Below are 22,866 nucleotides of genomic sequence, written 5' to 3' on the forward strand. Positions count from 1 at the left end.
AGCCTAGTCAGCGCCAATATCGCGGGGCAACCGGACTCGCGGGTCGATGCTTCGGTCTAGCTCTCGGTCAGCGCCTGGTACGCCGCGGCGTCCAGCAGGCCCGCCACCGCCGCCGGATCGGCCGGGGCGATCTCCACCAGCCACCCGGCCGCGTAGGGCTCGGCGTTGATCAACTCGGGCTCGTCGCCCAGCGTGTCGTTGCGGGCCACCACCGTGCCGGCGATCGGCGCGTAGATCTCCGACACGCTCTTGGTCGACTCCACCTCGCCCATCGAGTCGCCGGCCGCCAGCTCCGTGCCCTCCTCGGGCAGCTGCACATAGACGATGTCACCGAGCGCGTCCTGCGCGAAGTGGGTGATCCCCACCCGCACGGGGCCACTGCCGTCACCGGCGACCCACTCGTGCTCCGCGGTGTACCGCAGATCCTCAGGAATCAACACTTCCTCCGTAGTCACGAAACCGGACGTGCGTACTGCAGGGCAGTCGCCTTACGCACCGCGGTCACCTCGACCATGCTGCGCGAGTCCATGGTCACGCTACCGCCGCCGCTCTTCACCGACGCCACCACCCCGCCCGGGATCTGCAGCGCCGTGCTCATCGTCCCGGGCGGACCGATCACGAGGAGCCGGAACGGGCCGGTCAGATGCTCACCGTCCGCGATGATGCCACCACCGGACGCGTCGATGAAATAGGTGGAGGCGACGATCCGTACCGAAGCTCCGGTCCCGCTGTTGATCTGCATCACCTCGCCGCCCGCCCCGCGCAGCTCCTGCACGGTGTTCAGCACGTCGGAGGCCTCCACCTTGGTGAGCGTGATCTCCAGGCCCGGCCCCCGCCCGGCGATCGTGCCGGCCAGCAGGCCCAGCTCCTGGCTGCGCTTGCCAGCCTCCTCCAGCGCCGTCTCCCGCCCGGCGACACCCGAGGTGAGCTGCTGTTTGCTGCGTTCCAGCGCCTCGATGTCGGTGTTCAGCCGGCTGTCCCGGGCCTCCAGGTCGCTCAGGATCCGGACCAGGTCCTCCTGCCGAGCGGTGGACAGGCCACTGTCCGCGTCGTTGCTGCGCAGCTGCACCACCAGGGTGAAGCCGAGCAGCGCGAGCAGCACCCAGATCAGCGTGCCGGCCGGCGCCGGACGCTTGAGACCCGGTTTCGCCTTCGCCGCCGCCGGTCCGCGATCAAGATCACTTTCCTCGTTAGCAGGCTCGGGCGTGTCGCGCGTCGACACATCGGGTGACGTGTCGGACATCTCCGGCTCACCCTGACGGGGGGCCGCCGCCACTTCCGGTTCGCTCTCCGCCTCAGCACTTTCCGGTACGCCGTCCGCCGCCCCCACGCGCCCGCGCTCGGGCTCGGGCTCGAGCAGCTCGGTCGGCTCCCCGTCGTACCCCGCAGTCCCGGCCACCTCAGCCGCACCGGACCGCAAGTCGAACGTCGGCTCCTCCGCCGCGGCCGGCAGGCCGTAGGCGTCGTCAGCACTCGGCTTACGCCCCGCCGTAGGCATGCCGAACTCCGGCGCCGCCTGCTCGCGCCCGCTCTCCTCGCGCTCGGTCATCGCGTCCCCACGTAGTCCTAGGCCCGGAACAGGTGCCGGCGGATCGCCGCGACGTTACCGAAGATCCGCACGCCGAGCACCACCACGACGCCGGTGGACAGCTGCCCGCCCACCCCGAGCTGGTCACCGACATACACGATCAGGCCGGAGACCAGCACGTTCGAGATGAACGAGACGACGAACTGCTTGTCGTCGAAGATGCCGTCCAGCTTGGCGCGCACCCCGCCGAACACCGCGTCTAGCGCCGCCACCACCGCGATCGGCAGGTACGGCACCAGCTCCGGCGGCACCGACGGGTGGAACACGATGCCCAGCAGAACACCGGCGAGCAGGGCGAGTACGGCGATCATCGGCCGCCTTCCGAGGGTGAACCGGCCGTCCCCGGCACGCCCGAGGGCACACCGGAACCGGCCACGGACGGGGCGCCCGACGGAGCGGGCGGAGGGGTGCTCGGCGACGCCGACCGCAGCTTCAGCTCCGGCGCCGCGTTCAGCGTCACGTTCTTGACCTTGGACGCCTCGAACGACAGGCCGAACCGGGCCGCCAGCGTCTGGAAGAACTTCCCGGCATAGCCGTCCCGGAAGTCCTTGGCCAGGTCGCCCGGGCCGATCGCGATCACCTCGTACGGCGTGGTCACCGGCCGGGTGTCGACCAGGATCGCCTCACCGGCCTGCCGGATCGTCGACGTCGCGGTCAGCCGCTGCCCGTTGATCGCGATCGCCTCGGCGCCGGCCGACCACAACGCGTTCGCCGCGAGCTGCAGGTCGATGTCCTTGACCAGGCCCTCGATGCGCCGCTCGCCGGTCACCGCGTCGACCGAGGCCGGACCGTCACCCAGAACGATCTTCGCGCCGGAGCCGCGCACCGGGGCCAGCCCGGTGGCCGCCTCCAGGTTGCCGATCCCGGCCACCGCGGCCCCGCCCAGCTCCCGCTCGCGCAGCTCGGCCACCTGATCGGCGAGCTGGTCGGCCCGCGCCTGCAGCGTCTCGGTCTGCGCCCGGCGTTTCTCCACCTGGGCGACCAGAGCGTCGCGGGCCTTGGCCCGGCCCGGCTCGTCGGCCACCGTCTGCTGATAGCCGACCACCAGCAGGAACCCGATCACCCCGGTGATCACCAGGGCGAAGCCGCTGGTCAGATGCTTGCGGGCGCCGGTGCGCCGGTAGCCCTCGGCGCGCCGGGCGGCAGCGTCGGCATAGCCTGGATCCAACGGGTTCTGGAACAGCGCGGTGAGGAAATCCGGGCCGTAGGTCCGCCGCCCGGACGACTCGCCGTCCGGATCCGGCGTCGAGCCGGCCGGCATGGTCACGGCGCGACCGCCGGCGCGGCGCCCGGCCGGTCCCGGTCGGCGCGCAGCAGCTGCGCGGCCTGCATCAGATAGAGAACGCCGGCCGCCCAGTAAAGCCCGAGCGCCCACCAGGCCAGCCCCCAGCCGACCGGGGTGGCCCAGCCGTCGATCGACGGCACCGCGGCCGCCAGCAGGATCACCGGGAACGCGGCGAGCAGCACGAACGTGCCGGTCTTGCCGACATAGTGCACCGGGGGCGGGCCGTAGCCGTGCCGGCGCAGGATCAGCAGCGCGATCCCGACCACCACCTCACGCAGCAGCAGCGCGCCGGTGAACCACCACGGGACGACCTCGCGGACGGTGAAGCCGATCAGCGTGGCCAGGATGTAGAGCCGGTCGGCGAACGGGTCGAGCAGCTCGCCCAGCCGGGACACCGAGTTCATCCGGCGGGCCACGTAGCCGTCCACCCAGTCGGTGGTGCCGCCGACCGCGAGCACGATCACCGCTGCCACGTCGTGCTGCGGGCCGAGCAGCAGATAGAGGAAGAGCGGGACGCCCAGCAGCCGGATGAAGCTGATCACGTTGGGAATCGTGAAGATCCGGTTGGAGGTCTCGATGGACGGCGCGGGCTGCGACATCGCCACGACTTCCTCTCCCCCTGGGCTGCGACTCTCCGGGCCCGGGCACCGAGACACCGGGGTCGCCGAGCCACTATAACCACCTGCCTACCGAGTGCCGTCGCGCAGTCACGCCCGCCACACCCGCTAATGCGTCCTAGGAGGCTAGGCACCTGCCTAGCCGGTGCCGCCGGGCCGTGCCCGGCGTCCTGCTCGCCCTCGTCCCGAACCGGCGAAGGTCAGCGGCGCTCGAACAGCGACCACAACGAGGGCGCCACCGGCACCGGCAGGTGCCACCCCGTCGTCTCCAGCCAGGTCGTGGTGTTGATCACCCGGCCGCCGTCGACATCCAGCATCACCAGCGCGAACGGGACAAAGCCGGCCCCCTCCGGCCGCATCTGCCAGAACGCCGGCTGGCCGGAAGCCGCCACCGGCACCAGGCGTTGCCCCACGCACGCCGCCTCCGGCGCCGCCATCGCGATCCCGATCTGGTCGCGCCCGCGCAACCCCCAGGCGAACGGCGGCATCGACGTCGTCGCGTCCTCGTGCAGCAGCGCCACCAGCCCGGCCACGTCATGCGCCTCGAACGCCGCGCAGTACCGGCTCAGCAGCTCCCGCTGCTCCGGATCGCCCGGCCGCAGCACCTCCCCCGGCCGCGGCGCCACCGACCGCAGCGTCTCCCGCGCCCGCTGCAACGCGCTGGTCACCGACCCCGCCGAGGTCTCCAGCAGCTGCGCCACCTCGGCCGCCGGCCAGCACAGCACGTCCCGCAGGATCAGCACCGCCCGCTGCCGAGCCGGCAGATGCTGCAGCGCCGCCACGAACGCCAGCCGCACCGTCTCCCGCCGCACCACCAGCGTCGCCGGATCCTGCCCCAGGTCCAGCACCATCCCGTCCGGAACCGGCCGGACCTCCGCCCCGGCCGCCAGCAACGCCCCGAACGGCTCCCCGGCCCGCGCCACCGGACTCAGATCCACCGGCAGCGCCCGCCGCGCCGCCCCGCGCAACAGATCCACACAGACGTTCGTCGCGATCCGGTAGACCCAGGTCCGCACCGAGGCCCGCTCCGCGTCATACCGGTCCGCGGCCCGCCAGACCCGCTCGAACGTCTCCTGCACCGCGTCCTCGGCCTCATGCCCCGACCCGAGCATCCGGTAGCAGTAGCCGGTCAGCTCGGTCCGCAGCCCCGCCAGCGCCTCCTCCACCCCCCGACCCTAAATCCCCCGCCCTCCACCGTCCCGGCCCACTGTCCGCCGCCCTGATTCGCTCCCCGCCTTCCTGCCCCGCACCCCGGACCCCTGGCCCGCATCCGCCTTCCTGCCCCGCACCGCGCCTTCCTGGCCACACCCGCACCGCGCCTTCCTGCTCCGCATCCCGCACCTGGCCCGCATCCCGCACCTGGCCCGCATCCCACTCTCCTGGTCCGCCCGCATCCCGCTCTCCGGGTCCGCACCGCGCCTTCCTGGCCACACCCGCACCGCGCCTTCCTGCTCCGTATCCCGCACCTGGCCCGCATCCCGCTCTCCTCGCCCGCATCCCGGACCCTTGGCCGCATCCCCTCTCCCGGCCCGCTGTCCGCAAGATCAAGATCAACTGCGCTTTCCGGTACGACTCGGTGTCCCGTGTCCTCGGCCCGCGAGACCGCGGCCACTGACGGACCGCAGCGCGTGTCGTGCGGGCAGGCTGGCCCTCAGGGGTGCCTCGCCCGCCCCGAGAAACCGCTGACGGCCAGCCGGGGCCGTGATTCGCGCAGCAGTCGTCCCAAAGAGCCCCGGACGGCCAGCGGAACCGTCGGTCACGCGGCGCCGAGGGACCCATGACCGCCAGCCGGAACCGCCAGTCCCGCAGCGTCGCCCGAGGCCCCCAACGGCCAGCCAGAACCGGCAGTCTCGCGGCGGATGCCCGAGGCCCCGGCGGCCAGCTGGGACAGTCGGTCGCGCAGCGGTCGCCCGGCGAGCGGATGCCGTACCGAAAAAAACCGGAAGCGGACCGATTAATCCCGCGCGGCGGATCCGTATGCCCTCTGATGCTCGCCGCAGGCGGGCCTGGAAGGAGTTGACATGCGGACCGAGGTGACCGGGGCGATCGCCGCCCAGCGGACGGAGCTGGCCGAGCTGCTCGCCGGGTTGAGCGAGGAACAGTGGGACGCCGCGACGCTGTGTGCCGGGTGGCGGGTGCGGGAGGTGGTCGCGCACATCACGCAGCCGTTCCGGATGTCGACGGCCGGGTTCCTGCGGGAGATGGTGCGGTCCGGTGGGCGGTTCGGCCGGATGGCGGACCGGACGGCGCGGCGGGACGCGGCGGCGATGAGTTCGGCGGAGTTGCTGGCCGCGGTACGCGACAACGTGCAGCATCCGTGGTCGCCGCCGGGCGGCGGGATGGTCGGCGCGCTGTCGCACGACGTGATCCACGGGCTGGACATCACGCTCGCGCTGGATCCGGACCGGGTCGTGCCGGCCGAGCGGCTGTCGCTGGTCCTGGACGGCATGACCCCGAAGAGCGTCGGCTACTTCGGCGCCGACCTCTCCGGCGTCCGGCTGGTCGCCACCGATCGGGAGTGGAGCCTCGGCGCCGGCGAGCCCTTGCACGGCCGCGCCCAGGACCTGCTCATGGTGGTCTGCGGCCGCCACCTCCCACCGGGTCTCCTCACCGGCGCCCCGGCTCCCCGCTTCACCGCCTGACCCGAGCCGCGACCGCCGCCCGCTCCCCCACCGGCCCACGTCGCCGGCGGCGCCGGGCAGCAGCGCCTCGACGCCGCCCGCTCTCCAAGCGGCCCACCACCCGCTCCCGAACCGGCCCACCGCCCACTCCCGAACCGGCCCGCCGCCCGCCTCACCGGAGCGGCGGGCCACGGACCGTCCGCCCGGAGAGGGTCGCCCGCTTCACCACACCGGCAGCACCGCCGACCGCCGCCAGCCCCTCACCACCCGGTGCGCGGCGCGGCGTTGTTCCTCTCGGTAACTGGGACGGTGGCCGCCGGACGGGTCGGGCGCGTCGTAGAAACGGGCATTTTCCGGCGGCCCGTCCGGAGGAACGACAGCGGAACGGACCTGGCACGGCCCGCCGGTGACGTGCGGCGAGTCAAGAGATCGGGTGGGGCGAACCGCCCGAACGGGCACAGGGAGGCGTAAATAACACTGGTTGGCGCAGTGTGTGTTTACCGGTCAAGCTGGCTTCCGTGCAAGCGACAAGTCACCACATCACCGACATAGACGAGGCCCGCGCGATCCTCCGGAAGAACTTCTACCCGCTCGACGTGGAGGTTCTCAACCCGGTGCCCAGCTGGACCGCGCATTTCGAGGTGGGTGGTGACGACCGGGTCACCCTGGGCGTGCTGGATTTCGGGGTGGACGTCCGGATCAGCGCCGGCGAGACCGGCGCCTACCACGTCAACCTGCCGCTGACCGGCGCGGTGACCTGGCACCAAGGGCGCGGCGAGCTGCGCCGCGCCGAGGCCGGGCGGACCGCGGCGGTGAACCTCCCGGTCGGCGACGCCTACCTGGACTCCTGGGACGGGGACTGCCGGCTGCTCGCCGTCAAGATCGGCCGCGGCGAGCTGGAGAGCCAGCTGGAGCGGATGCTGGACCAGCCGGTGCGCGGCCCGATCGACTTCGCCCCGGTGCTCGACGTCGACACCGGCGCCGGCGCCAGCTGGGCCCGGCTGGTCCGGATGGTGGCCACCGACACCGGCACTCCGGAGGGCCTGACCGGGCACCCGGTGATCGGCACCCGGATGCGGGAGGCCCTGGTCACCGGGCTGCTGCTGGCCGCCGACCACCGCTACCGCGGACCGTTGGAGCAGCGCACCCCGGCCCTGGCCGCGCCGGGCGCGATCCGCCGCGTGGTGGAGGCGATGCGCGCCCAGCCCGGCCGGCCGTTCACGGTGGCCGACCTGGGCGAGATCGCCGGCGTCGGCGCGCGGTCGTTGCAGCAGAGCTTCGCCCGATACGTCGGGATGCCGCCGATGACCTACCTCCGCCAGCTGCGGCTCGGGCTGGTCCACGAGTGCCTGCGCGCCGCCGACCCGGCCACCACGACGGTGGCCCAGGTGGCGTACCGCTACGGGTTCACCCACCTGGGCCGCTTCGCGGTCGCCTACCGGGAGCGCTACAACGTCTCCCCCTCGGAGACCCTCCGCGGATGAACGCCGCCGACGAGGCCGGCCGCGGTCAGGACGCCGGGCGGCGCCCTCAGCACGGCCGGCCGCAGTCAGAACGCCAGGAGCCCCCAGCACGGCCGGCCGCAGTCAGAACGCCAGGCGCCCCCAGCACGGCCGGCCGCAGTCAGAACGCCAGGCGCCCCCAGCACGGTCGGCCGCAGTCAGAACGCCAGGCGGCGCCCCCAAGTAAGACCGGCCGAGGTGAGGACCGTCAGCGGCGCCCCCGGCGAGCCCGCACATAGTCGTCGATCACGTAACGGCCCAGCTCGGCGGCGTCCGGGCTGAACACCCGCCCGCCGTTGCGCCGGGCCACCGCGCCCATGAACCGCTGCAGGCCCGGGTCATCGCCGAGCATGAACACGTTCAGCGTGGCGCCGTAGCGGGTCAGCAGATCCACCTCCCGCACGGTCGCCTGGACCGTCTCCGGCGTCGGCGGCCACCAGAACATCGCCTCCCCGTCGTCCTCCAGGTGCGCGGTCGGCTCACCGTCGGTGACCACCAGGACCACCGGCTCCGAGCCCGGATGCCGCCGCAGGTGCCGCCCGGCGAGTTTGAGCGCGTGCTGCAGGTTGGTGCCTTTCTCCATGGTCGGCTCGATCGCGGCGAGCTCGCCCTGGGAGAGCGACATCGCATACTTCCCGAAGCCGATGATCTGCAGCGCGTCCTGCGGGTATTTCGTGGCGACCAGGTGCGACAGGGCGAGCGCGGTCTGTTTCATCGGGCCCCAGCGCCCGTCGGCGAACATCGAGTACGACAGGTCCACACACAGCGCGACCACCGCGGACGCCCGGCGCTCCGTCTCGGCCACCTCGAAGTCGTCCGGCTCCAGGCGTACCGGAAGGGTGGCGACGCCGCGCGAAGCGGCCCGGCGGCGGACCGCGTTCCCGATCGTGCGGACCACGTCGAGCGGCTGGTCGTCGCCGAACTCCCAGCGCCGCGACGAGCCGATCAGGTCACCGGCGGCACCCGCGTCCCGCATGTCGTGCTCGCCGCGCTTGCCCGCGATGTCGTGGAAGATCTTCGACAGCGCGCTCTGGCCGAGCCGGCGCAACGCTTTCGGCGACAACGTGAAGCCCTCGCCGTCGCGCTCCACCCAGCCCTGCCGGCGCAGCTCCCGCTCCAGCTCGCGCAGCCGGCGCAGGTCGTCGGCCGCGGACCGGCCGAGCTGGCGCTCCACCGCGTCAACGTCGACGTCGTCCAGGGTGGCGCCGGGATGCTCCTGGCCCAGCTGGTCGATCAGCTCGTCCAGGTCGCCGATCTCGCCCAGGGCGGCGGCCGCGTCGCCGTACCCCAGATCGCCCTGGCCGCGCATCCGCTCGCCGCGGCCCCAGTTCATCCCGGGCCGCAGCGCCCGCAGGTTGTCGGTCAGCTCGGCGAGCTGACCGCGCAGCGGGCCGTCGCCGAGCGCCTGGTCCATCAGATTTTGCAGCTCCTCGCGCTGCTGCGGGCTGAGCGAGCGCATCAGCCGCTCGGCCGCGGCGGCCTGCCGGGCCAGCGAGTCGATCAGCTCGTCGATGGTCTCCGGGCTGTCCGGGAAGAACCGGCCGTGCTTGGCCATGAAGTCACGGAACGCATCGTCGGTGTCCTCGCCCCGGGCATGCTTCTCCAGCAGCCGGTTGAGGTCGCCCACCATCTCCGAGACATCCGAGAAATCGCCGTTCTGCAGGGCGTTGCGCATCCCGGCGAAGCGCTGCTCCACCACCTCCTGACGCAGCCCGTCCAGGATCTGCCGGTAGATGTCCCGGGCCTCCGGCGAGGCCCAGTCGTACTCGGACAACTCCGCGATGGCCTGCGAGGTGGACCGGGGCAGGTTGTCCAGGACGGCCTCGTTGAACCGGGCGTCCACGTCGTCGCGGGCGCTGAGCGTGTCCCGCTCGGCGGCCAGCGCCTGGTCCAGCATCTGCCGGGCCCGGGTGACCGCGCCGTCCAGGTTGCCCCGGCGCAGCGCCTCGCGCCGCAGCCGCCGGGCCCGCTCGCGCAGCGCGTCCAGCCCGCCGGCGTCCCGCGGGCCGCGCCGGATCAGGTCGCGGAGCGCGTCACGCAGGCTGTCACCGCGCATGACCCGCTCGCCCATCTCGTCGACGGCGGCCCGCACGTCGTAGGGCGGCGCCAGCGGATCCGGCCCGTCCCGCCAGGCGCCGTACCGAAAGACGTTCCCCGACATGATCAGCTCCCGTAGAGGGTGCGGCCGTCGTCGGTGAGCTCCTTGGCCAGCCGTCGGGTCAGGTGCAGCCCCTCCAGGACGAACTCCACCCCGGAGGCCGCCTCGCCGGGGGTCGGCGCGTCGCCCAGGCCGAGCCGGTCCAGCACCTTCGACAGGCCGGGCACCGTGCCGATCTGGGTCAGCAGCTCCTCGGCGCTGACCAGGTCGCCGGTCTCGATGATCGCGCCGTCGGCGACCAGGTCGGTGAACCCGGACAGGTCCAGCCCGGCCAGCCGGGCCCGGAACGTCTCGGCGGTCGCCACCCGCAGCAGGTGGGCGAGGATCTCGGTCTCCCGGCCCTCCTCGCCGCTCTCGAACTCCACCTTGCCGCGCAGCGTCGAGGTCACCGACACGGTGTCGCAGATCCGGGCCACCGCCTCGCGCTCGCCGCGCAACCCGGACCGGCGCAGCGCGGACGCCGCCACGGTCTCCGCCGCCGCGATCGAGAACCGGGCCGAGACGCCGGAGCGGGCGTCCACCGACGACGACTCGCGGACCGCCCGGGTGTAGCGGGCGAGCACGTCGATCAGGTGCTCCGGGACCGCCGCGACCAGCGCCGCCTCCTGCCGTACCAGGGCCGTCTCCAGCTCCAGGTCGACCGGGTAGTGGGTGCGGATCTCGGCGCCGAACCGGTCCTTGAGCGGGGTGATGATCCGGCCCCGGTTGGTGTAGTCCTCCGGGTTGGCCGAGGCGACCAGCAGCAGGTCGAGCGGCAGCCGCAGCTGGTAGCCGCGGACCTGGATGTCCCGCTCCTCCAGCACGTTGAGCAGCGACACCTGGATCCGCTCGGCCAGGTCGGGCAGCTCGTTGACCGCGAAGATGCCCCGGTTGGTCCGCGGGACCAGGCCGAAGTGGATGGTCTCCGGGTCGCCCAGGGCACGGCCCTCGGCCACCTTGATCGGGTCGACGTCGCCGATCAGGTCGCCGACGCTGGTGTCCGGGGTGGCGAGCTTCTCCCCGTACCGCTCCGAGCGGTGCAGCCAGGAGATCGGCAGCAGGTCGCCGGTCTCGGCGGCCAGCCGGCGGCTGGCCGGGGTGAGCGGGTGGTAGGGATGCTCGTGCAGCTCGGAGCCGGTGATGTAGGGCGTCCACTCGTCGAGCAGGCCGGTCAAGGCCCGGATCAGCCGGGTCTTGCCCTGGCCGCGCTCGCCGAGCAGGACCATGTCGTGGCCGGCGAGCAGGGCCCGCTCGACCTCGGGCAGGACGGTGTCGTCATAGCCGACGATGCCGGGGAAGCGCGGCTCGCCGGTGCGCAGCTTGTCGAGCAGGTTGTCGCGCAGCTCCTCCTTGACGGTGCGGAACTCGTGCCCGGTGGCACGCAGCTCGCCCAGGGTGCGCGGCAGGTCGGCGGGAGGTTCGAAGATGATCGCGGTAGGACCCTCTGTCACCGCAGGAACGCTACTCCCGGGAGGTGACAAACGGCGACTGTGATCGGAAACGCGGCCAGGGCCGCGGGATTGGCTTTTGCCCGCGGAGGCGGCCGCGCGGCAGGCTCGTCCCATGATTGAGAGGTACGCCGCCTTCACCACCGATCCGGCCGGTGGCAACCCTGCCGGAGTGGTCCTGGACGCCGCCGATCTGGCGGACGAGAGGATGCTGGAGATCGCCGCTGAGCTGGGCTTCTCCGAGACCGCCTTCGTCACCGGGCGGGCCGGTGACCGGTTGCGCCTGCGGTTCTTCAGCCCGCTCGCCGAGGTGGCGTTCTGCGGGCACGCGACGGTGGCCACGGCGGTCGCGCTGGGCCCCGGCGAGCACGTCTTCGTGACCAACGCGGGCGAGGTCCCGGTGACGGTCGACACCACCGGATTCGCCACGCTCACCAGCGTCCCGACCCGGGTGGAGCCGCTTCCCGACGCGGATCTCACCGCGCTGCTCACGACCTTGCGCTGGTCCGCCGACGACCTCGACGCCGCCCTCCCGCCGCGCGTGGCGTACTCCGGCAATTTCCATCCGATCCTGGCCGCCGGCAGCCGGGAGCGGCTCGCGGACCTGGACTATGACGTGCCGGCGCTGAAAGCGCTGATGACCGAGCGCGACTGGACCACCATCCAGCTGGTGTTCCGCGCCGGCCAGCACAGCTTCGACGTGCGCGACCCGTTCCCGGTCGGCGGCGTCTACGAGGACCCGGCCACCGGCTCGGCGGCCGCGGCCCTCGGCGGCTACCTGCGCGAGCTCGGCCTGGTCGCCGACGACGCGACGCTGGAGCTGCGACAGGGCGACGACCTGGGCCGCCCCAGCCGCCTCACGGTCCGCCTCGTCCCGGGCGAGCCCGGCGTCCGGGTGAGCGGCCAGGCCGTCCCGATGGGCTAGTTGCTCAGCGCCATGCCGTCCTCGTAGCGCATCCAGGTGCCCTTGCCGCGGTGCTTCGAGGCGTACATCGCCATGTCGGCGTCGTGGAGCAGCGACCGCACGTCGTCGCGCTCCGCGGCGCAGGCGATCCCGATGCTGGCGTTGGCGCAGACCGCCATCTCGTCGCCGACCTGGATCGGCTCGGTCATCGCGCGGAGGATCCGCTGCGCGGTCAGCTCCGCGTCGCGGACCGTGCAGTCGCGCAGCAGCAGCGCGAACTCGTCGCCGCCGAGCCGGGCCACCAGGTCGCCTGCGCGCACCGACTGGCGCAGCTTCTCGGCCACCCCGGCCAGCAGCAGGTCGCCGGCGGCGTGCCCGTGCGTGTCGTTCACCGCCTTGAACCCGTCCAGGTCGACCAGCAGCAGCGCGACCGTGTCCGGCCGGGCCTGGCGCAGCGTGCTGGTGGTCTCCTCGCGGAAGTGGGCGCGGTTGGCCAGCCCGGTCAGCTCGTCGTAGAGCGCCTGGTGGCGCAGCCGCTGCTCGTGCTCGCGCAGCTCGGTGAGGGTGGTGTCGAGCTGGTCGATCAGCCGGGTGTTGTCGTGGAAGGCGGCCAGCTGCCGGGCCACCACCAGGGCCACGATCACGCCGAGACCGCTGACCGCCACCATCAGCGGGCCGTTCTGCCCGTCCGGCAGCACCACCAGCATGGTCGCGAAGACCACCACGATCGATCCGTACGGCAGCAGGCTGTACGGTTTGCGCCGGCGCGAGCCGAACGCGGTCTGGTCGACGCCGGCGATGATCTCCTGGATCCGCGGGCCGACCGCGACCAGGAGCGACGGGAAGAACCGGATGGCGTAGACGTAGGCCGGGTGCCCGTCTGCGGCGCCGGGCGGCGCGGCGAACACGCCGATCCCGTTCACCAGCGCCGAGGCGATCATCGGGATGGCGGCCGCCTTGTGCATCGGCGCGTTGCCGCTCAGGAAGATCTTCACGGCGGCGAAGCCGGAGGTGAGCATGACCGCGGCGGCGAGCAGCGCGCCGATCAGGCTGGAGTTCTCGTCCTGGTTTTCCGGGGCGATCGCGAAGCACCAGGCGACCACCGCGCCACCGACCATCACGGTCGCCGTGTCCAGCCAGAACGCCAGCGCCTCGCGGCGCGAGCGGCCCGGGTGCGGGTGGATCAGCATGGCCACGATGATCAGGAGCTCGCCGGCCGCGAAGCAGGTGGACTGCACCGTGCTGCCGGCCGTCGACCACTGGTCGTGCCGGGTCAGCGAGAGCGCCGCCTGGACCGAGTCGCCCACGGTGAACAGCGAGGCGCTGATCGTCAGCATCCGCCAGAACCGGCGGACCGCGCCGGTGGCGATCCGGCTCACCCGCCACGCCGAGTAGGCCAGCAGCAGGTCGAGCGGCGGCTGGAACAGCCAGAACACCCGGACCTGGGAGTTGTGGTGGCCGGCCAGGGTGAAGAGCAGCACCAGCCCGAGCGCGGTCCAGGCGAACGCGGCCAGCAGGACCGGGTCACGCCGAATCGCCCGACCCGCCTTGTGCCTGCGCTGCACCCTCGTCACGGGGAGTCAATCGGCCGGTGACGGCGACTCATGAGCGTTCCCGGTCACCGGGAGTTCTAGGATGGCTTCTCGATGAGTGCCACATTGATCGCCCGCGACCTCGCCGCCGGGCACGGCGACCGCAGTCTCTTCACCGGCCTGGACCTGGTGGTCGCACCTGGGGACGTGATCGGCCTGGTGGGGGCCAACGGGGCCGGCAAGACCACCCTGTTGCGGACGCTGGCCGGTCTTCTTCCGGCGGAGAGCGGCAGTGTGGCGCTCAGCCCGCCCACCGCGAACGTGGGTTATCTGCCGCAGGAGCGGGAGCGGCGGGCCGGCGAGACGATCCGGGACTTCCTGGCCCGGCGCACCGGGGTGGCCGCCGCGCAGACCGCGATGGATGCCGCCGCCGAGGAGCTGGCGACCGGCGCGGCCGGCGCCGACGACCGGTACGCGGTGGCCCTGGAGCGCTGGCTCGACCTGGGCGGCGCCGACCTGGACGAGCGGGCCGAGGCGCTCGCCGAGGCGGACCTCCGGCTCGACCTGGACCTGCCGATGACCGCCCTCTCCGGCGGTCAGGCGGCCCGCGCCGGGATGGCGTCGCTGCTGCTCAGCCGCTACGACATCTACCTGCTCGACGAGCCGACCAACGATCTGGACCTGGCCGGCCTGGCCCACCTGGAGGGCTTCGTCCAGGGCCTGCGCGGCGGTCTGGTGGTGGTCAGCCACGACCGCGAGTTCCTCACCCGCACCGTCACCAAGGTGCTCGAGCTGGACCTGCACCAGCAGCAGATCCACCTGTACGGCGGTGGCTACGCCAGCTACCTGGAGGAGCGCGAGCGGGCCCGGTCGCACGCCCGCGAGCAGTTCGAGGAGTACTCCGACAAGAAGGAGGATCTGCTCGAACGGGCCCGGATGCAGCGCGCCTGGATGGACAAGGGGGTCCGCAACGCCCGCCGCAAGTCCAGCGACAACGACAAGATCGGCAGGAACCTGCGCGGCGAGACCAGCGAGAAACAGGCCGCCAAGGCCCGCCAGACGGAGAAGATGATCGAGCGGCTGGAGGTGGTCGAGGAGCCGCGCAAGGAGTGGGAGCTGCGGATGGAGATCGCCACCGCGCCCCGGGCCGGCGCGGTGGTGGCGACCCTGCGGGAGGCGTTCGTGGAGCGCGGCTCGTTCGCCCTCGGGCCGGTCACCGTGCAGATCGACTGGGCCGACCGGGTGGCGATCACCGGTGCCAACGGCGCCGGCAAGTCCACGCTGCTCGCCGCGATGCTCGGCCGGCTGCCGCTCACCTCGGGCACCGCCGCGCTCGGGCCGGGCGTGGTGGTCGGCGAGGTGGACCAGGCCCGCGGGTTGTTCCTCGGCTCGCAGACGCTGGCCCGGGCGTTCGGCGACGCGGTCCCGGACTGGAGCGACGCCGACGTGCGGACCCTGCTGGCCAAGTTCGGGCTGCGGGCCGGGCACGTGCTGCGCCCGGCGGACTCGCTCTCCCCCGGCGAGCGCACCCGGGCCGCGCTCGCCCTGCTCCAGGCGCGCGGGGTGAACCTGCTGGTCCTCGATGAGCCGACCAACCATCTGGACCTGGTGGCCATCGAGCAGCTGGAGTCGGCCCTGGCGTCCTACACCGGCACCCTGCTCCTGGTCACCCACGACCGCCGTATGCTGGCGGCGGTCCAGACCAACCGCCACCTCGAGGTGGCCGACGGCAAGGTGACCGGCTGACGCCCATGAGCACGATCATCACGTTCTACACCGCCGCGAACGACGACGCCGCCGAGGAGCCGGGCCCCGGCCGCGACGCGGTGGAGTACGGCAACTTCGACGTCTTCGCGTCCTTGGAGGAGTGGGAGAGCCTGCTGCTCAACCGGTCGCTCGACGACGTCGACGGCCCGGAACAGATCAACGACGACGAGCCGCTGATCTTCAGCTTCCTGCCGGCCCTGACCAAGGCGCTGGCCGCGGCCGACCGGCGCACCCTGGACACGGTCACCCGCAAGTGGATCGCCGCGCGCGCCGAGGAGGGCGAGGAGATCGACCCGGAGCTGGCCCGCGCGATCCTCACCGACCTGGCCGGCCTGGCCCGCTCCCGGCGCCGCCTTTACTGCCAGGTCGCCTGAGACGGCGCCGCCCGCTTCCGGCGCCGCTTCTCTGCCAGGTCGCCGGTCAGGCCACGTGGCGGGCCGGCCGGAGCAGGGTCAGGGCGCGCAGCGCCTCGGCCCGGGAGATCGGCTGGTCGTCGTCGGCCTGCACGGCCAGGGCCATCTCGATGGCCTGCCGGATCCAGGTGGTCTTGGGCAGGTCGGCGGCCTTGGCCGCGGCGGCGACCGACTGGTCCAGGTCGACCGGCAGGCGCAGCGACCGGACCACCATGACCGGTGTGCCGGCGGCGGGCAGCGAGTCCAGCAGGGCCTGCTCGTCGCCCGGCCCGGGCGGCGGCTCGAAGGAGAGCCCGGTCATGAACTCGGCGAGCTCGTCAGGGGTCTGAGGTACGTCGTGACTCATTGCGTCTCCTCCCACCGGCTGAACTCGATCAGCTCCTTGTCCGCCATCTCCCGCGCCCCGATGATCTTCCAGGTGAGGCCTGCGGTGTGATAGACCGCCACGATCAACGGTCGACCGGCCGCCGTGCGGCTCCACACGGTGAGCACCGGGACGCCGGTGGCGCTGACCGCCCGCCGCGGCCATCGGCGGCGAGCCTCCAGCGCCTGGCGCACTTCGAACTGCTCGATGCCGAGCAGGGCGGCCAGCGCCCAGTCGTCCCACTCGTACGGCACCCTGCCAGCGTACTACGGCCGTAATACGCGCCGTCTAGACCGCGGGTGGGGTGACTCCTGGGCTGAGCGGGCTCTCGTTGCCGCCGCGGTCCAGGGCGCTCAGGCAGTAGGTCGCCTTGGCCGGGGCCTGCGGGTCGGCGATCTCGGCGCCGGCCCTTCCGGTGGCGACCAGCGTGGCCGGCCCGCCGGTGGTCCGGTAGAGCGCCCAGTTCGCCGTCGAGACGCCGGACGCGGTCAGCACCAACCGGCCGTTCTCCGCCCGCGCGGTGCCGGTGAGCTGCGGTGTCGGCGGCGGCGCCGCGCTCAGCCGGGCCAGCCGGGGCAGCAGCGCCGGAGACGCGTAGTGCGCCTTCCGGTACCGGCTGACCGCGCCCAGCTTGTCCCCCCGCACCTGTGCGGCGCTGAAGTGGATCTCGCCCTGCACGCCGTACTGCCGGTTCAGCCGCATCTGCCGGTCCAGCATGTCCGGCCTGCTCCAGTCACCCTTCTCGCCCACCCGGTAGTCCGCCATGCCGATGTAGAGCTGCACCTTGCTGCCCTTCATCAGGGTGGTCCACCACTTCACCATCGTGGTGTAGTTGGCCTTGTCGAAGCCGATCGTCCAGTACAGCTGCGGGACGATGTAGTCGACCCATCCGGAGAGCACCCATTTCCGGGTGTCCGCGTAGATCGCGTCGTAGCTCTCCAGGCCGCTGGAGGCGGAGCCGAGCGGGTCGGTCGCCTTGTTCCGCCAGATCCCGAACGGGCTGATCCCGAACTTCACCCACGGCTTGAGCTGCTGCAGCCGCTCGTGCATCTCCCGGACCAGCACGTTCACGTTGTCCCGGCGCCAGTCCGCCTTCGATTTCCCGGACCCGTACTTCTTGTACGACGCCCCGTCCGGGAAGTCCTGCCCCTCCTCCGGGTACGGATAGAAGAAGTCGTCGAAGTGCACGCCGTCGACGTCGTACTTCTGCACCGCCTCGAGCATCGAGTCCTCGACGAACTTGCGCGCCTCGGGGATGCCCGGGTCGAAGTAGAAGCGCCCGTTCTTGCCGGTCGGATAGGCGATCCGCCACTCCGGGTGCAGCCGCAGCGGATGGTTCGGCGCGAGCTTGGCCGCGTCGGTCCCGGACCCGCCACCGGGCGCCGGCTGGGTACCCCGGTACGGGTTGAACCAGGCGTGGAACTCCAGCCCGCGGGCGTGCGCCTCGGCCACCATGAACGCCATCGGGTCCCAGCCCGGCGACTTCCCGTCGAACCGGCCGGTCAGCCAGTTCGACCAGGGCGCGTAGTCGGACGGCCAGAACGCGTCACCGCTGGGCCGCACGTGCACGAAGATCGCGTTGTGCCGCTGGGCGACCGCCACCTCCAGCCACTTCAGGTACTCCGCCTTGACCTGCGCCTGGCTCAGCCCCGGCTTGCTGGGGAAGTCCAGGTTGTAGACGGTGGTCAGCCACATGCCGCGCAGCTCCCGCGCGGCCTGGGCCGGCTGCCCGGCGCACCGCCCCTCGACGCCGACCACGGCCGGCGTCTCCCGGGTGGCGGCCGGCAACGACCCGGCCGCGGGCTCCTCGTAGAGCGCGGCGCGGACCAGCCCGGCGCCGATCGCCAGCGCGGCGATCAGCACCACCGACAGCAGCAGTCCGAGCCGCAGGCGTTGGGCCGCGGTCACAGCACCGACCGGTAGACGGTCAGGGTGTCCTCGGCGATCCGGGCCCAGCTGAAGTGCTCCACGGCGCGGCGCCGGCCGGCCTTGCCCATCCGCTCGGCGAGCTGCGGGTCGGTGAGCACCCGGGTGAGCGTGGCGGCCAGGTCGGCGACGAACTTCTCCGGGTGCACCGGGGTGCCGGTGCCGTCCTCCACCTGCTCGATCGGGACCAGCAGGCCGGTCTCGCCGTCCGCCACCACCTCGGGGATGCCGCCGGTCGCGGTGGCGACCACCGCGGTCTCGCAGGCCATCGCCTCCAGGTTGACGATGCCCATCGGCTCGTAGACGGACGGGCAGACGAAGACGGTGGCGTGCGTGAGGACCTGGATGACCTCCTGCTTGGGCAGCATCTCCTGCACCCAGATGACGCCTTCCGGGTCGCGGGCGGCGCGCAGGTCGTCAGCGAGCGCGGTGACCTCGGCGGCGATCTCGGGTGTGTCCGGCGCGCCGGCCAGCAGGATGATCTGCGCGTCGGCGGGCAGCGAGAGGCAGGCCCGCATCAGGTAGGGCAGGCCCTTCTGCCGGGTGATCCGGCCGACGAAGACCACGCTCGGCCGGTTCCGGTCGATGCCCAGCCGGTCCACCACGTCGGTGCCGTGGTCGGGCGAGTACAGCTCGGTGTCGATCCCGTTGTAGACCACGTGGATCTTGTCGGGGTCGACCGACGGGTACGCCTTGAGCACGTCGCGCCGCATCCCGCCGGAGACCGCGACGACCGCGTCGGCCGCCTCGATCGCGGTGCGCTCGCAGAACGAGGACAGCGCGTAGCCACCGCCGAGCTGCTCCGCCTTCCACGGGCGCAGCGGCTCCAGGCTGTGCGTGGTCACCACGTGCGGGATGCCGTGCAGCAGTTTCGCGGTGTACCCGGCGAAGTTCGCATACCAGGTGTGGCTGTGCACCACGTCGGCGCCGGCGCAGCCGGAAGCCATGGCGAGATTCACCCCCATGGTGCGCAGCGCGGCGTTCGCCCCGGCCAGCTCGGCCGGTTCCGGGTACGCCGTGACGCCCTCCTCGGAACGGGGGGCGCCGAAGCAGTGCACCCGCACGTCGGCGAGCCGCCGCAGGTCCCTGGTCAGGTATTCCAGGTGCACACCGGCGCCGCCGTACACCTCCGGCGGGTATTCACGGGTCAGGAGGTCCACACGCAGAGCCACGCACCGCACAATAGCTCACCGCAACCGGGTGGGACCCGGTCGCGCACCCGGCCGGCAACCGTCCCGGGCTCCAATGACCAGGTGCGGAACCGGAGCAGCAGCGTGGCGTGGTGGTACGCCCTGGCGATCGGTGTGCTGGCGGTCACCGCCACGCAGCTGTTCGCCGCCGGCGGCCCGATCTTCTTCGTGATCCAGCTGGCCGGCGTCGCGCTGGTGCTGCGCCGGCGGTCGCATCCGGGCTGGCGGCTGCTGGCCGCCGGGCACGCCGCCGGGGTGCTGGCGATCGCCTTCTGGACGCTCGGCCCGGTCACCCCGAGCAACACCCCGCAGGGCCTGACCCTGGTCCCGCTCTACGCGCTGGCCGCGGCCGGCATGGTGCTGCTCACCCGCCGCCGGCGGCGGATCGCCAGCCCGGCCGAGCTCGGCGTCGAGGCCGGCGCGGTGGTCCTCGGGCTGGCCATGCTGGCCTGGTCGTTCGTGGTCCTGCCCTATCTCGGCGCGCCCGGCTACCAGCAGGTCAGCACCGCGTTGGCGGCGCTCTACGCGCTGGTCGACCTGGCTGTGCTGGGCGGCGCGCTGCGCGCCCTGACCGGCCCGTGGCGCACCCCGGCCCGGTTGCTCGGCGGGTCCGGGGCGGCGCTGCTCGCCGCCCACCTGCTGTACGCCGCGACCGACGGGGCGGGCACCGAGCCGTTCCTGCCCGGCGGCAGCTCGTTCCTGCTCATCCAGTACGCCGGGGTGCTGCTCACCGCCGCCGCCCTGCACCCGGCCGCGGACCGGCTGGGCGTCACCGAGCAGCACAGCGGCCGGAACAACCTGGCCGCGATCGTGGCGACCGCGATCGTCGGCCCGCTGCTCCCGGTGGTGAGCCGGCCCGGCGACCCGGTCCGGTACGTGCCGGCGGTGCTCACCGCGGCCCTGTGCGGGCTGCTGGTGCTGCGGATCTGGCTGCTGGCCCGGGTCGCCCAGCGGCACGCCCGGGACGCCGACGAGCGGGCGGCCGCGCTGCGCACCGCGGTCGACGAGCAGGCCGCGTTGCAGCGGCGGCTGGCGTACCGGGCCGGGCACGACGCGCTGACCGGGCTGGCCAACCGGGAGCTGCTGCTGGAGCAGATGGCGCTGCCCAGCGTGCGGGACCGGCCGCACGCCCTGCTGCTCTGCTCGCTGGACGGGTTCAAGGAGGTCAACGACACCTACGGGCACCAGGTCGGCGACGAGGTGCTGCGTCAGCTGGCCGGGCGGCTGTTGCTGTTCGCGCCGGAGGCGCTGCTGGTGGCCCGGCTCGGCGGCGACGAGTTCGGGCTGCTGCTGACCGATCCGGATCAGGCGGTGGCGCTGGCCGGGCGGGTGCTGGAGACGGTCGCCGCGGTTCCGGTGCTGGTGGGCGAGCGGCGGATCCACCTGACGGCCAGCGCGGGACTCGCTGACGGCGTACCGAAAAATCTCCTCGGCGACGCGGACCTCGCGCTGCGCGCGGCCAAACAGGCGGGCGGCGCCCGCCTGGCCCGGTTCGACGACTCGCTGCGCGCCCAGCAGAGCGAACGCGCCCGGATCGCCGCCGGGCTGCGCCAGGGTCTGGCGGACGGCTCGCTGTTCCTGGACTACCAGCCGGTGGTGGACCCGGCGACCGGCCGGATGACCGGGGTGGAGGCGCTGATGCGCTGGCGGCGCGGCGACGAGCTGGTGCCGCCCGTGGTGTTCATCCCGGTCGCCGAGCAGACCGGGCTGATCGGCCAGGTCGGCCTGGTGGCGCTGCGGCTGGCCTGTGCCCGGGGCGCGGACTGGTACCGGCGGCACGGGGTCTACGTGACCGTGAACGTCTCCACCCACCAGCTGCGCGACCCGGACTTCGCGGACACCGTGCTGGGCGTGCTGGCCGAGACCGGGATGCCGGGCGCCGGCCTGGTCCTGGAGATCACCGAGTCGGTGCTGATCGACGCGGCCGACACCCCGGTGCTCGGGACGCTGCGTGAGCACGGCATCCGGATCGCCATCGACGACTTCGGCACCGGGTACTCGTCGCTCGCCTACCTGCGCCGGCTGCCGGTGGACATCCTGAAGATCGACCGCTCGTTCATCGACGACGTCAGCTTCACCCGGGCGATCCTGGAGCTGGCCCGCAGCCAGGACCTGGTCACGGTGGCCGAGGGGGTGGAGACGGCGAGTCAGGCGGCGCAGCTGCGGGACCTGCGGTGCGATCTCGTCCAGGGCTATCATTTCGGACGTCCGGGCCGTCCGGAGACGATCGAGTCACTGATGCGAGAGAGCAGCGCCACGGCGGCTTAACCAAACTTCGCCACACTTTGGGTGGCGAAGCGCAGGCGGGGATATTAGCGTCCTTGCCATGGCTGTCAAGGTGCTTGCGATCGTTCTGGCCGGTGGAGAAGGCAAGCGCCTGATGCCCCTGACGGCGGACCGGGCCAAACCCGGTGTGCCCTTCGGCGGCATCTACCGGATGATCGATTTCGTCCTCTCGAACCTCGCCAACGCCGGCTATCTCAAGATCGTCGTGCTCACTCAGTACAAATCGCACTCGCTCGACCGGCACATCTCCAAGACCTGGCGGATGTCCACGCTGCTCGGCAACTACGTCACCCCGGTGCCGGCCCAGCAGCGGCTCGGCCCGCGCTGGTTCGCCGGCTCGGCCGACGCGATCTACCAGAGCCTCAACCTGATCAACGACGAGTCCCCGGACTACGTGATCGTCTTCGGCGCCGACCACATCTACCGGATGGATCCGAAGCAGATGGTCAACGACCACATCGCCTCGGGCGCCGCGGTCACCGTCGCCGGGATCCGCCAGCCGCTCTCGCTCGCCGACCAGTTCGGCGTGATCGAGGTCGGCCCGGACGGGCGCAAGATCTCCGCCTTCCGGGAGAAGCCACGGGACGCGGTCGGCCTGGCCGACTCCCCCGACGAGGTCTACGCGTCGATGGGCAACTACGTCTTCACCGCCCGCGCTCTGTGCGAGGCGGTCACCGCCGACGCGGAGAACCCGGACAGCAAGCACGACATGGGCGGCAACATCATCCCGATGCTGGTCGAGCGCGGCGAGGCGAACGTCTACGACTTCCGCGACAACGACGTGCCCGGCGCCACCGACCGCGACCGGGGTTACTGGCGGGACGTGGGGACGCTCGACTCGTTCTACGAGGCGCACATGGACCTGATCGCCACCCTGCCGATCTTCAACCTCTACAACCACGAGTGGCCGATCTTCACGAACTACGGCTCGTGGCCGCCCGCCAAGTTCGTGCACGGCTACGACGACCGGCAGGGCCGGGCCATCGAGTCGATGATCTCCCCCGGTGTGGTGGTCTCCGGCGCCCTGGTCGAGCGCTCGATCATCTCGCCGAACGTGCGGGTCAACTCGTGGGCGCACGTCGAGGGCTCGGTGCTGATGGAGGGCGTCTCGGTGGGCCGCCGCTCGGTCATCCGCAACGCCATCATCGACAAGAACGTGAACATTCCGGAGGGCGCGCAGATCGGCGTCGACCTGGACCGGGACCGCAAGCTCTACACGGTCAGCGACAACGGCATCGTGGTGATCGGCAAGAACCAGCGGATCGAGCTTTAACCGGCGTCCCCGG

20 protein-coding genes are annotated in these 22,866 nt (G+C 72.4%); 7 read left to right on the top strand and 13 right to left on the bottom strand.

Annotated features, from left to right (window positions below; translation table 11 throughout):
• Positions 1-56: 56 nt before the first annotated feature.
• From gcvH to BJY16_RS38505, 6 genes are all read right to left on the bottom strand, one after another.
• A complete protein-coding gene (gene gcvH, locus BJY16_RS38480) occupies positions 57-437 on the bottom strand; it encodes a glycine cleavage system protein GcvH (protein ID WP_185044453.1) in 381 nt (126 codons plus the stop codon).
• 14 nt (positions 438-451) lie between these two features.
• Positions 452-1,243 (bottom strand): DUF881 domain-containing protein, encoded by a 792-nt coding sequence (locus BJY16_RS38485; protein WP_185046873.1) that lies wholly within the window; start codon positions 1,241-1,243, stop codon positions 452-454.
• A gap of 323 nt (positions 1,244-1,566) precedes the next feature.
• Positions 1,567-1,899: a small basic family protein gene (locus BJY16_RS38490; protein ID WP_185044454.1), complete on the bottom strand. Its 333-nt coding sequence runs from the start codon at positions 1,897-1,899 to the stop codon at positions 1,567-1,569.
• Positions 1,896-2,849 carry a DUF881 domain-containing protein gene (locus tag BJY16_RS38495; RefSeq protein WP_185046874.1) on the bottom strand — a complete coding sequence of 318 codons (954 nt, stop codon included), beginning with the start codon at positions 2,847-2,849 and terminating at the stop codon, positions 1,896-1,898. The genes BJY16_RS38490 and BJY16_RS38495 overlap by 4 nt, the downstream gene beginning before the upstream one ends.
• Positions 2,850-2,851: 2 nt before the next feature.
• Positions 2,852-3,472: a cardiolipin synthase ClsA gene (clsA, locus tag BJY16_RS38500; RefSeq protein ID WP_185044455.1), complete on the bottom strand. Its 621-nt coding sequence runs from the start codon at positions 3,470-3,472 to the stop codon at positions 2,852-2,854.
• Positions 3,473-3,690: 218 nt separating this feature from the next.
• Positions 3,691-4,656 (bottom strand): RNA polymerase subunit sigma-70, encoded by a 966-nt coding sequence (locus BJY16_RS38505; protein WP_185044456.1) that lies wholly within the window; start codon positions 4,654-4,656, stop codon positions 3,691-3,693.
• Positions 4,657-5,511: 855 nt separating this feature from the next.
• Here BJY16_RS38505 and BJY16_RS38510 point away from each other — a divergent pair.
• Together BJY16_RS38510 and BJY16_RS38515 are read left to right on the top strand one after the other, a co-directional pair.
• A complete protein-coding gene (locus BJY16_RS38510; RefSeq protein ID WP_185044457.1) occupies positions 5,512-6,132 on the top strand; it encodes a maleylpyruvate isomerase family mycothiol-dependent enzyme in 621 nt (206 codons plus the stop codon).
• A gap of 497 nt (positions 6,133-6,629) precedes the next feature.
• Complete coding sequence (locus BJY16_RS38515) at positions 6,630-7,595, top strand: AraC family transcriptional regulator (RefSeq protein WP_239176931.1); 966 nt, start codon at positions 6,630-6,632, stop codon at positions 7,593-7,595.
• A 226-nt stretch (positions 7,596-7,821) separates the two neighbouring features.
• Here BJY16_RS38515 and BJY16_RS38520 read toward each other — a convergent pair whose 3' ends face one another.
• Together BJY16_RS38520 and BJY16_RS38525 are read right to left on the bottom strand one after the other, a co-directional pair.
• Positions 7,822-9,774 carry a vWA domain-containing protein gene (locus BJY16_RS38520; protein ID WP_185044458.1) on the bottom strand — a complete coding sequence of 651 codons (1,953 nt, stop codon included), beginning with the start codon at positions 9,772-9,774 and terminating at the stop codon, positions 7,822-7,824.
• A gap of 2 nt (positions 9,775-9,776) precedes the next feature.
• Positions 9,777-11,201, bottom strand: a complete 1,425-nt coding sequence (locus tag BJY16_RS38525) for a sigma 54-interacting transcriptional regulator (protein ID WP_185044459.1) — start codon at positions 11,199-11,201, stop codon at positions 9,777-9,779.
• A gap of 112 nt (positions 11,202-11,313) precedes the next feature.
• Here BJY16_RS38525 and BJY16_RS38530 point away from each other — a divergent pair, with 112 nt between their 5' ends.
• Positions 11,314-12,123, top strand: coding sequence for a PhzF family protein (locus BJY16_RS38530; RefSeq protein WP_185044460.1), 810 nt, complete (start codon positions 11,314-11,316; stop codon positions 12,121-12,123).
• Here BJY16_RS38530 and BJY16_RS38535 read toward each other — a convergent pair.
• Entirely contained in the window at positions 12,120-13,676 is a 1,557-nt protein-coding gene (locus tag BJY16_RS38535) for a GGDEF domain-containing protein (protein WP_239176930.1), read from the bottom strand. The two genes, BJY16_RS38530 and BJY16_RS38535, sit on opposite strands and share 4 nt — an antisense overlap.
• 72 nt (positions 13,677-13,748) lie before the next feature.
• Here BJY16_RS38535 and BJY16_RS38540 point away from each other — a divergent pair, with 72 nt between their 5' ends.
• Positions 13,749-15,380, top strand: coding sequence for an ABC-F family ATP-binding cassette domain-containing protein (locus BJY16_RS38540; RefSeq protein WP_185044461.1), 1,632 nt, complete (start codon positions 13,749-13,751; stop codon positions 15,378-15,380).
• A 5-nt stretch (positions 15,381-15,385) separates the two neighbouring features.
• Positions 15,386-15,775: a hypothetical protein gene (locus BJY16_RS38545; RefSeq protein ID WP_185044462.1), complete on the top strand. Its 390-nt coding sequence runs from the start codon at positions 15,386-15,388 to the stop codon at positions 15,773-15,775.
• A 46-nt stretch (positions 15,776-15,821) separates the two neighbouring features.
• On the opposite strand, the gene BJY16_RS38550 is transcribed toward BJY16_RS38545, so the two are convergent.
• Genes BJY16_RS38550 through glgA form a run of 4 tightly spaced genes read right to left on the bottom strand, consistent with a single transcriptional unit; the run spans position 15,822 to position 19,276 of the window.
• Positions 15,822-16,160: a hypothetical protein gene (locus tag BJY16_RS38550; protein ID WP_185044463.1), complete on the bottom strand. Its 339-nt coding sequence runs from the start codon at positions 16,158-16,160 to the stop codon at positions 15,822-15,824.
• A complete protein-coding gene (locus BJY16_RS38555; protein WP_185044464.1) occupies positions 16,157-16,432 on the bottom strand; it encodes a hypothetical protein in 276 nt (91 codons plus the stop codon). The genes BJY16_RS38550 and BJY16_RS38555 overlap by 4 nt, the downstream gene beginning before the upstream one ends.
• Positions 16,433-16,466: 34 nt before the next feature.
• Positions 16,467-18,086 (bottom strand): glycoside hydrolase family 10-like protein, encoded by a 1,620-nt coding sequence (locus BJY16_RS38560; RefSeq protein ID WP_185044465.1) that lies wholly within the window; start codon positions 18,084-18,086, stop codon positions 16,467-16,469.
• Positions 18,083-19,276, bottom strand: coding sequence for a glycogen synthase (gene glgA, locus BJY16_RS38565; RefSeq protein WP_239176928.1), 1,194 nt, complete (start codon positions 19,274-19,276; stop codon positions 18,083-18,085). The genes BJY16_RS38560 and glgA overlap by 4 nt, the downstream gene beginning before the upstream one ends.
• 81 nt (positions 19,277-19,357) lie before the next feature.
• Here glgA and BJY16_RS38570 point away from each other — a divergent pair, with 81 nt between their 5' ends.
• Together BJY16_RS38570 and glgC are read left to right on the top strand one after the other, a co-directional pair.
• Entirely contained in the window at positions 19,358-21,562 is a 2,205-nt protein-coding gene (locus BJY16_RS38570) for a putative bifunctional diguanylate cyclase/phosphodiesterase (protein ID WP_185044466.1), read from the top strand.
• Positions 21,563-21,620: 58 nt separating this feature from the next.
• Positions 21,621-22,853, top strand: coding sequence for a glucose-1-phosphate adenylyltransferase (gene glgC, locus BJY16_RS38575; RefSeq protein ID WP_185044467.1), 1,233 nt, complete (start codon positions 21,621-21,623; stop codon positions 22,851-22,853).
• Positions 22,854-22,866 lie beyond the last annotated feature (13 nt).

It is taken from the genome of Actinoplanes octamycinicus (assembly GCF_014205225.1).
In the GTDB taxonomy this organism is placed as follows: Bacteria; Actinomycetota; Actinomycetes; order Mycobacteriales; family Micromonosporaceae; genus Actinoplanes; species Actinoplanes octamycinicus.

What these genes read in the sequence shown, in the direction of transcription:
- BJY16_RS38485 (WP_185046873.1), bottom strand. Translation starts at nt 1,243, where the DNA reads ATGTCCGACACGTCACCCGATGTGTCGACGCGCGACACGCCCGAGCCT.
- BJY16_RS38490 (WP_185044454.1), bottom strand. Translation starts at nt 1,899, where the DNA reads ATGATCGCCGTACTCGCCCTGCTCGCCGGTGTTCTGCTGGGCATCGTG.
- BJY16_RS38495 (WP_185046874.1), bottom strand. Translation starts at nt 2,849, where the DNA reads ATGCCGGCCGGCTCGACGCCGGATCCGGACGGCGAGTCGTCCGGGCGG.
- clsA (WP_185044455.1), bottom strand. Translation starts at nt 3,472, where the DNA reads ATGTCGCAGCCCGCGCCGTCCATCGAGACCTCCAACCGGATCTTCACG.
- BJY16_RS38510 (WP_185044457.1), top strand. Translation starts at nt 5,512, where the DNA reads ATGCGGACCGAGGTGACCGGGGCGATCGCCGCCCAGCGGACGGAGCTG.
- BJY16_RS38520 (WP_185044458.1), bottom strand. Translation starts at nt 9,774, where the DNA reads ATGTCGGGGAACGTCTTTCGGTACGGCGCCTGGCGGGACGGGCCGGAT.
- BJY16_RS38530 (WP_185044460.1), top strand. Translation starts at nt 11,314, where the DNA reads ATGATTGAGAGGTACGCCGCCTTCACCACCGATCCGGCCGGTGGCAAC.
- BJY16_RS38540 (WP_185044461.1), top strand. Translation starts at nt 13,749, where the DNA reads ATGAGTGCCACATTGATCGCCCGCGACCTCGCCGCCGGGCACGGCGAC.
- BJY16_RS38545 (WP_185044462.1), top strand. Translation starts at nt 15,386, where the DNA reads ATGAGCACGATCATCACGTTCTACACCGCCGCGAACGACGACGCCGCC.
- BJY16_RS38550 (WP_185044463.1), bottom strand. Translation starts at nt 16,160, where the DNA reads ATGAGTCACGACGTACCTCAGACCCCTGACGAGCTCGCCGAGTTCATG.
- glgC (WP_185044467.1), top strand. Translation starts at nt 21,621, where the DNA reads ATGGCTGTCAAGGTGCTTGCGATCGTTCTGGCCGGTGGAGAAGGCAAG.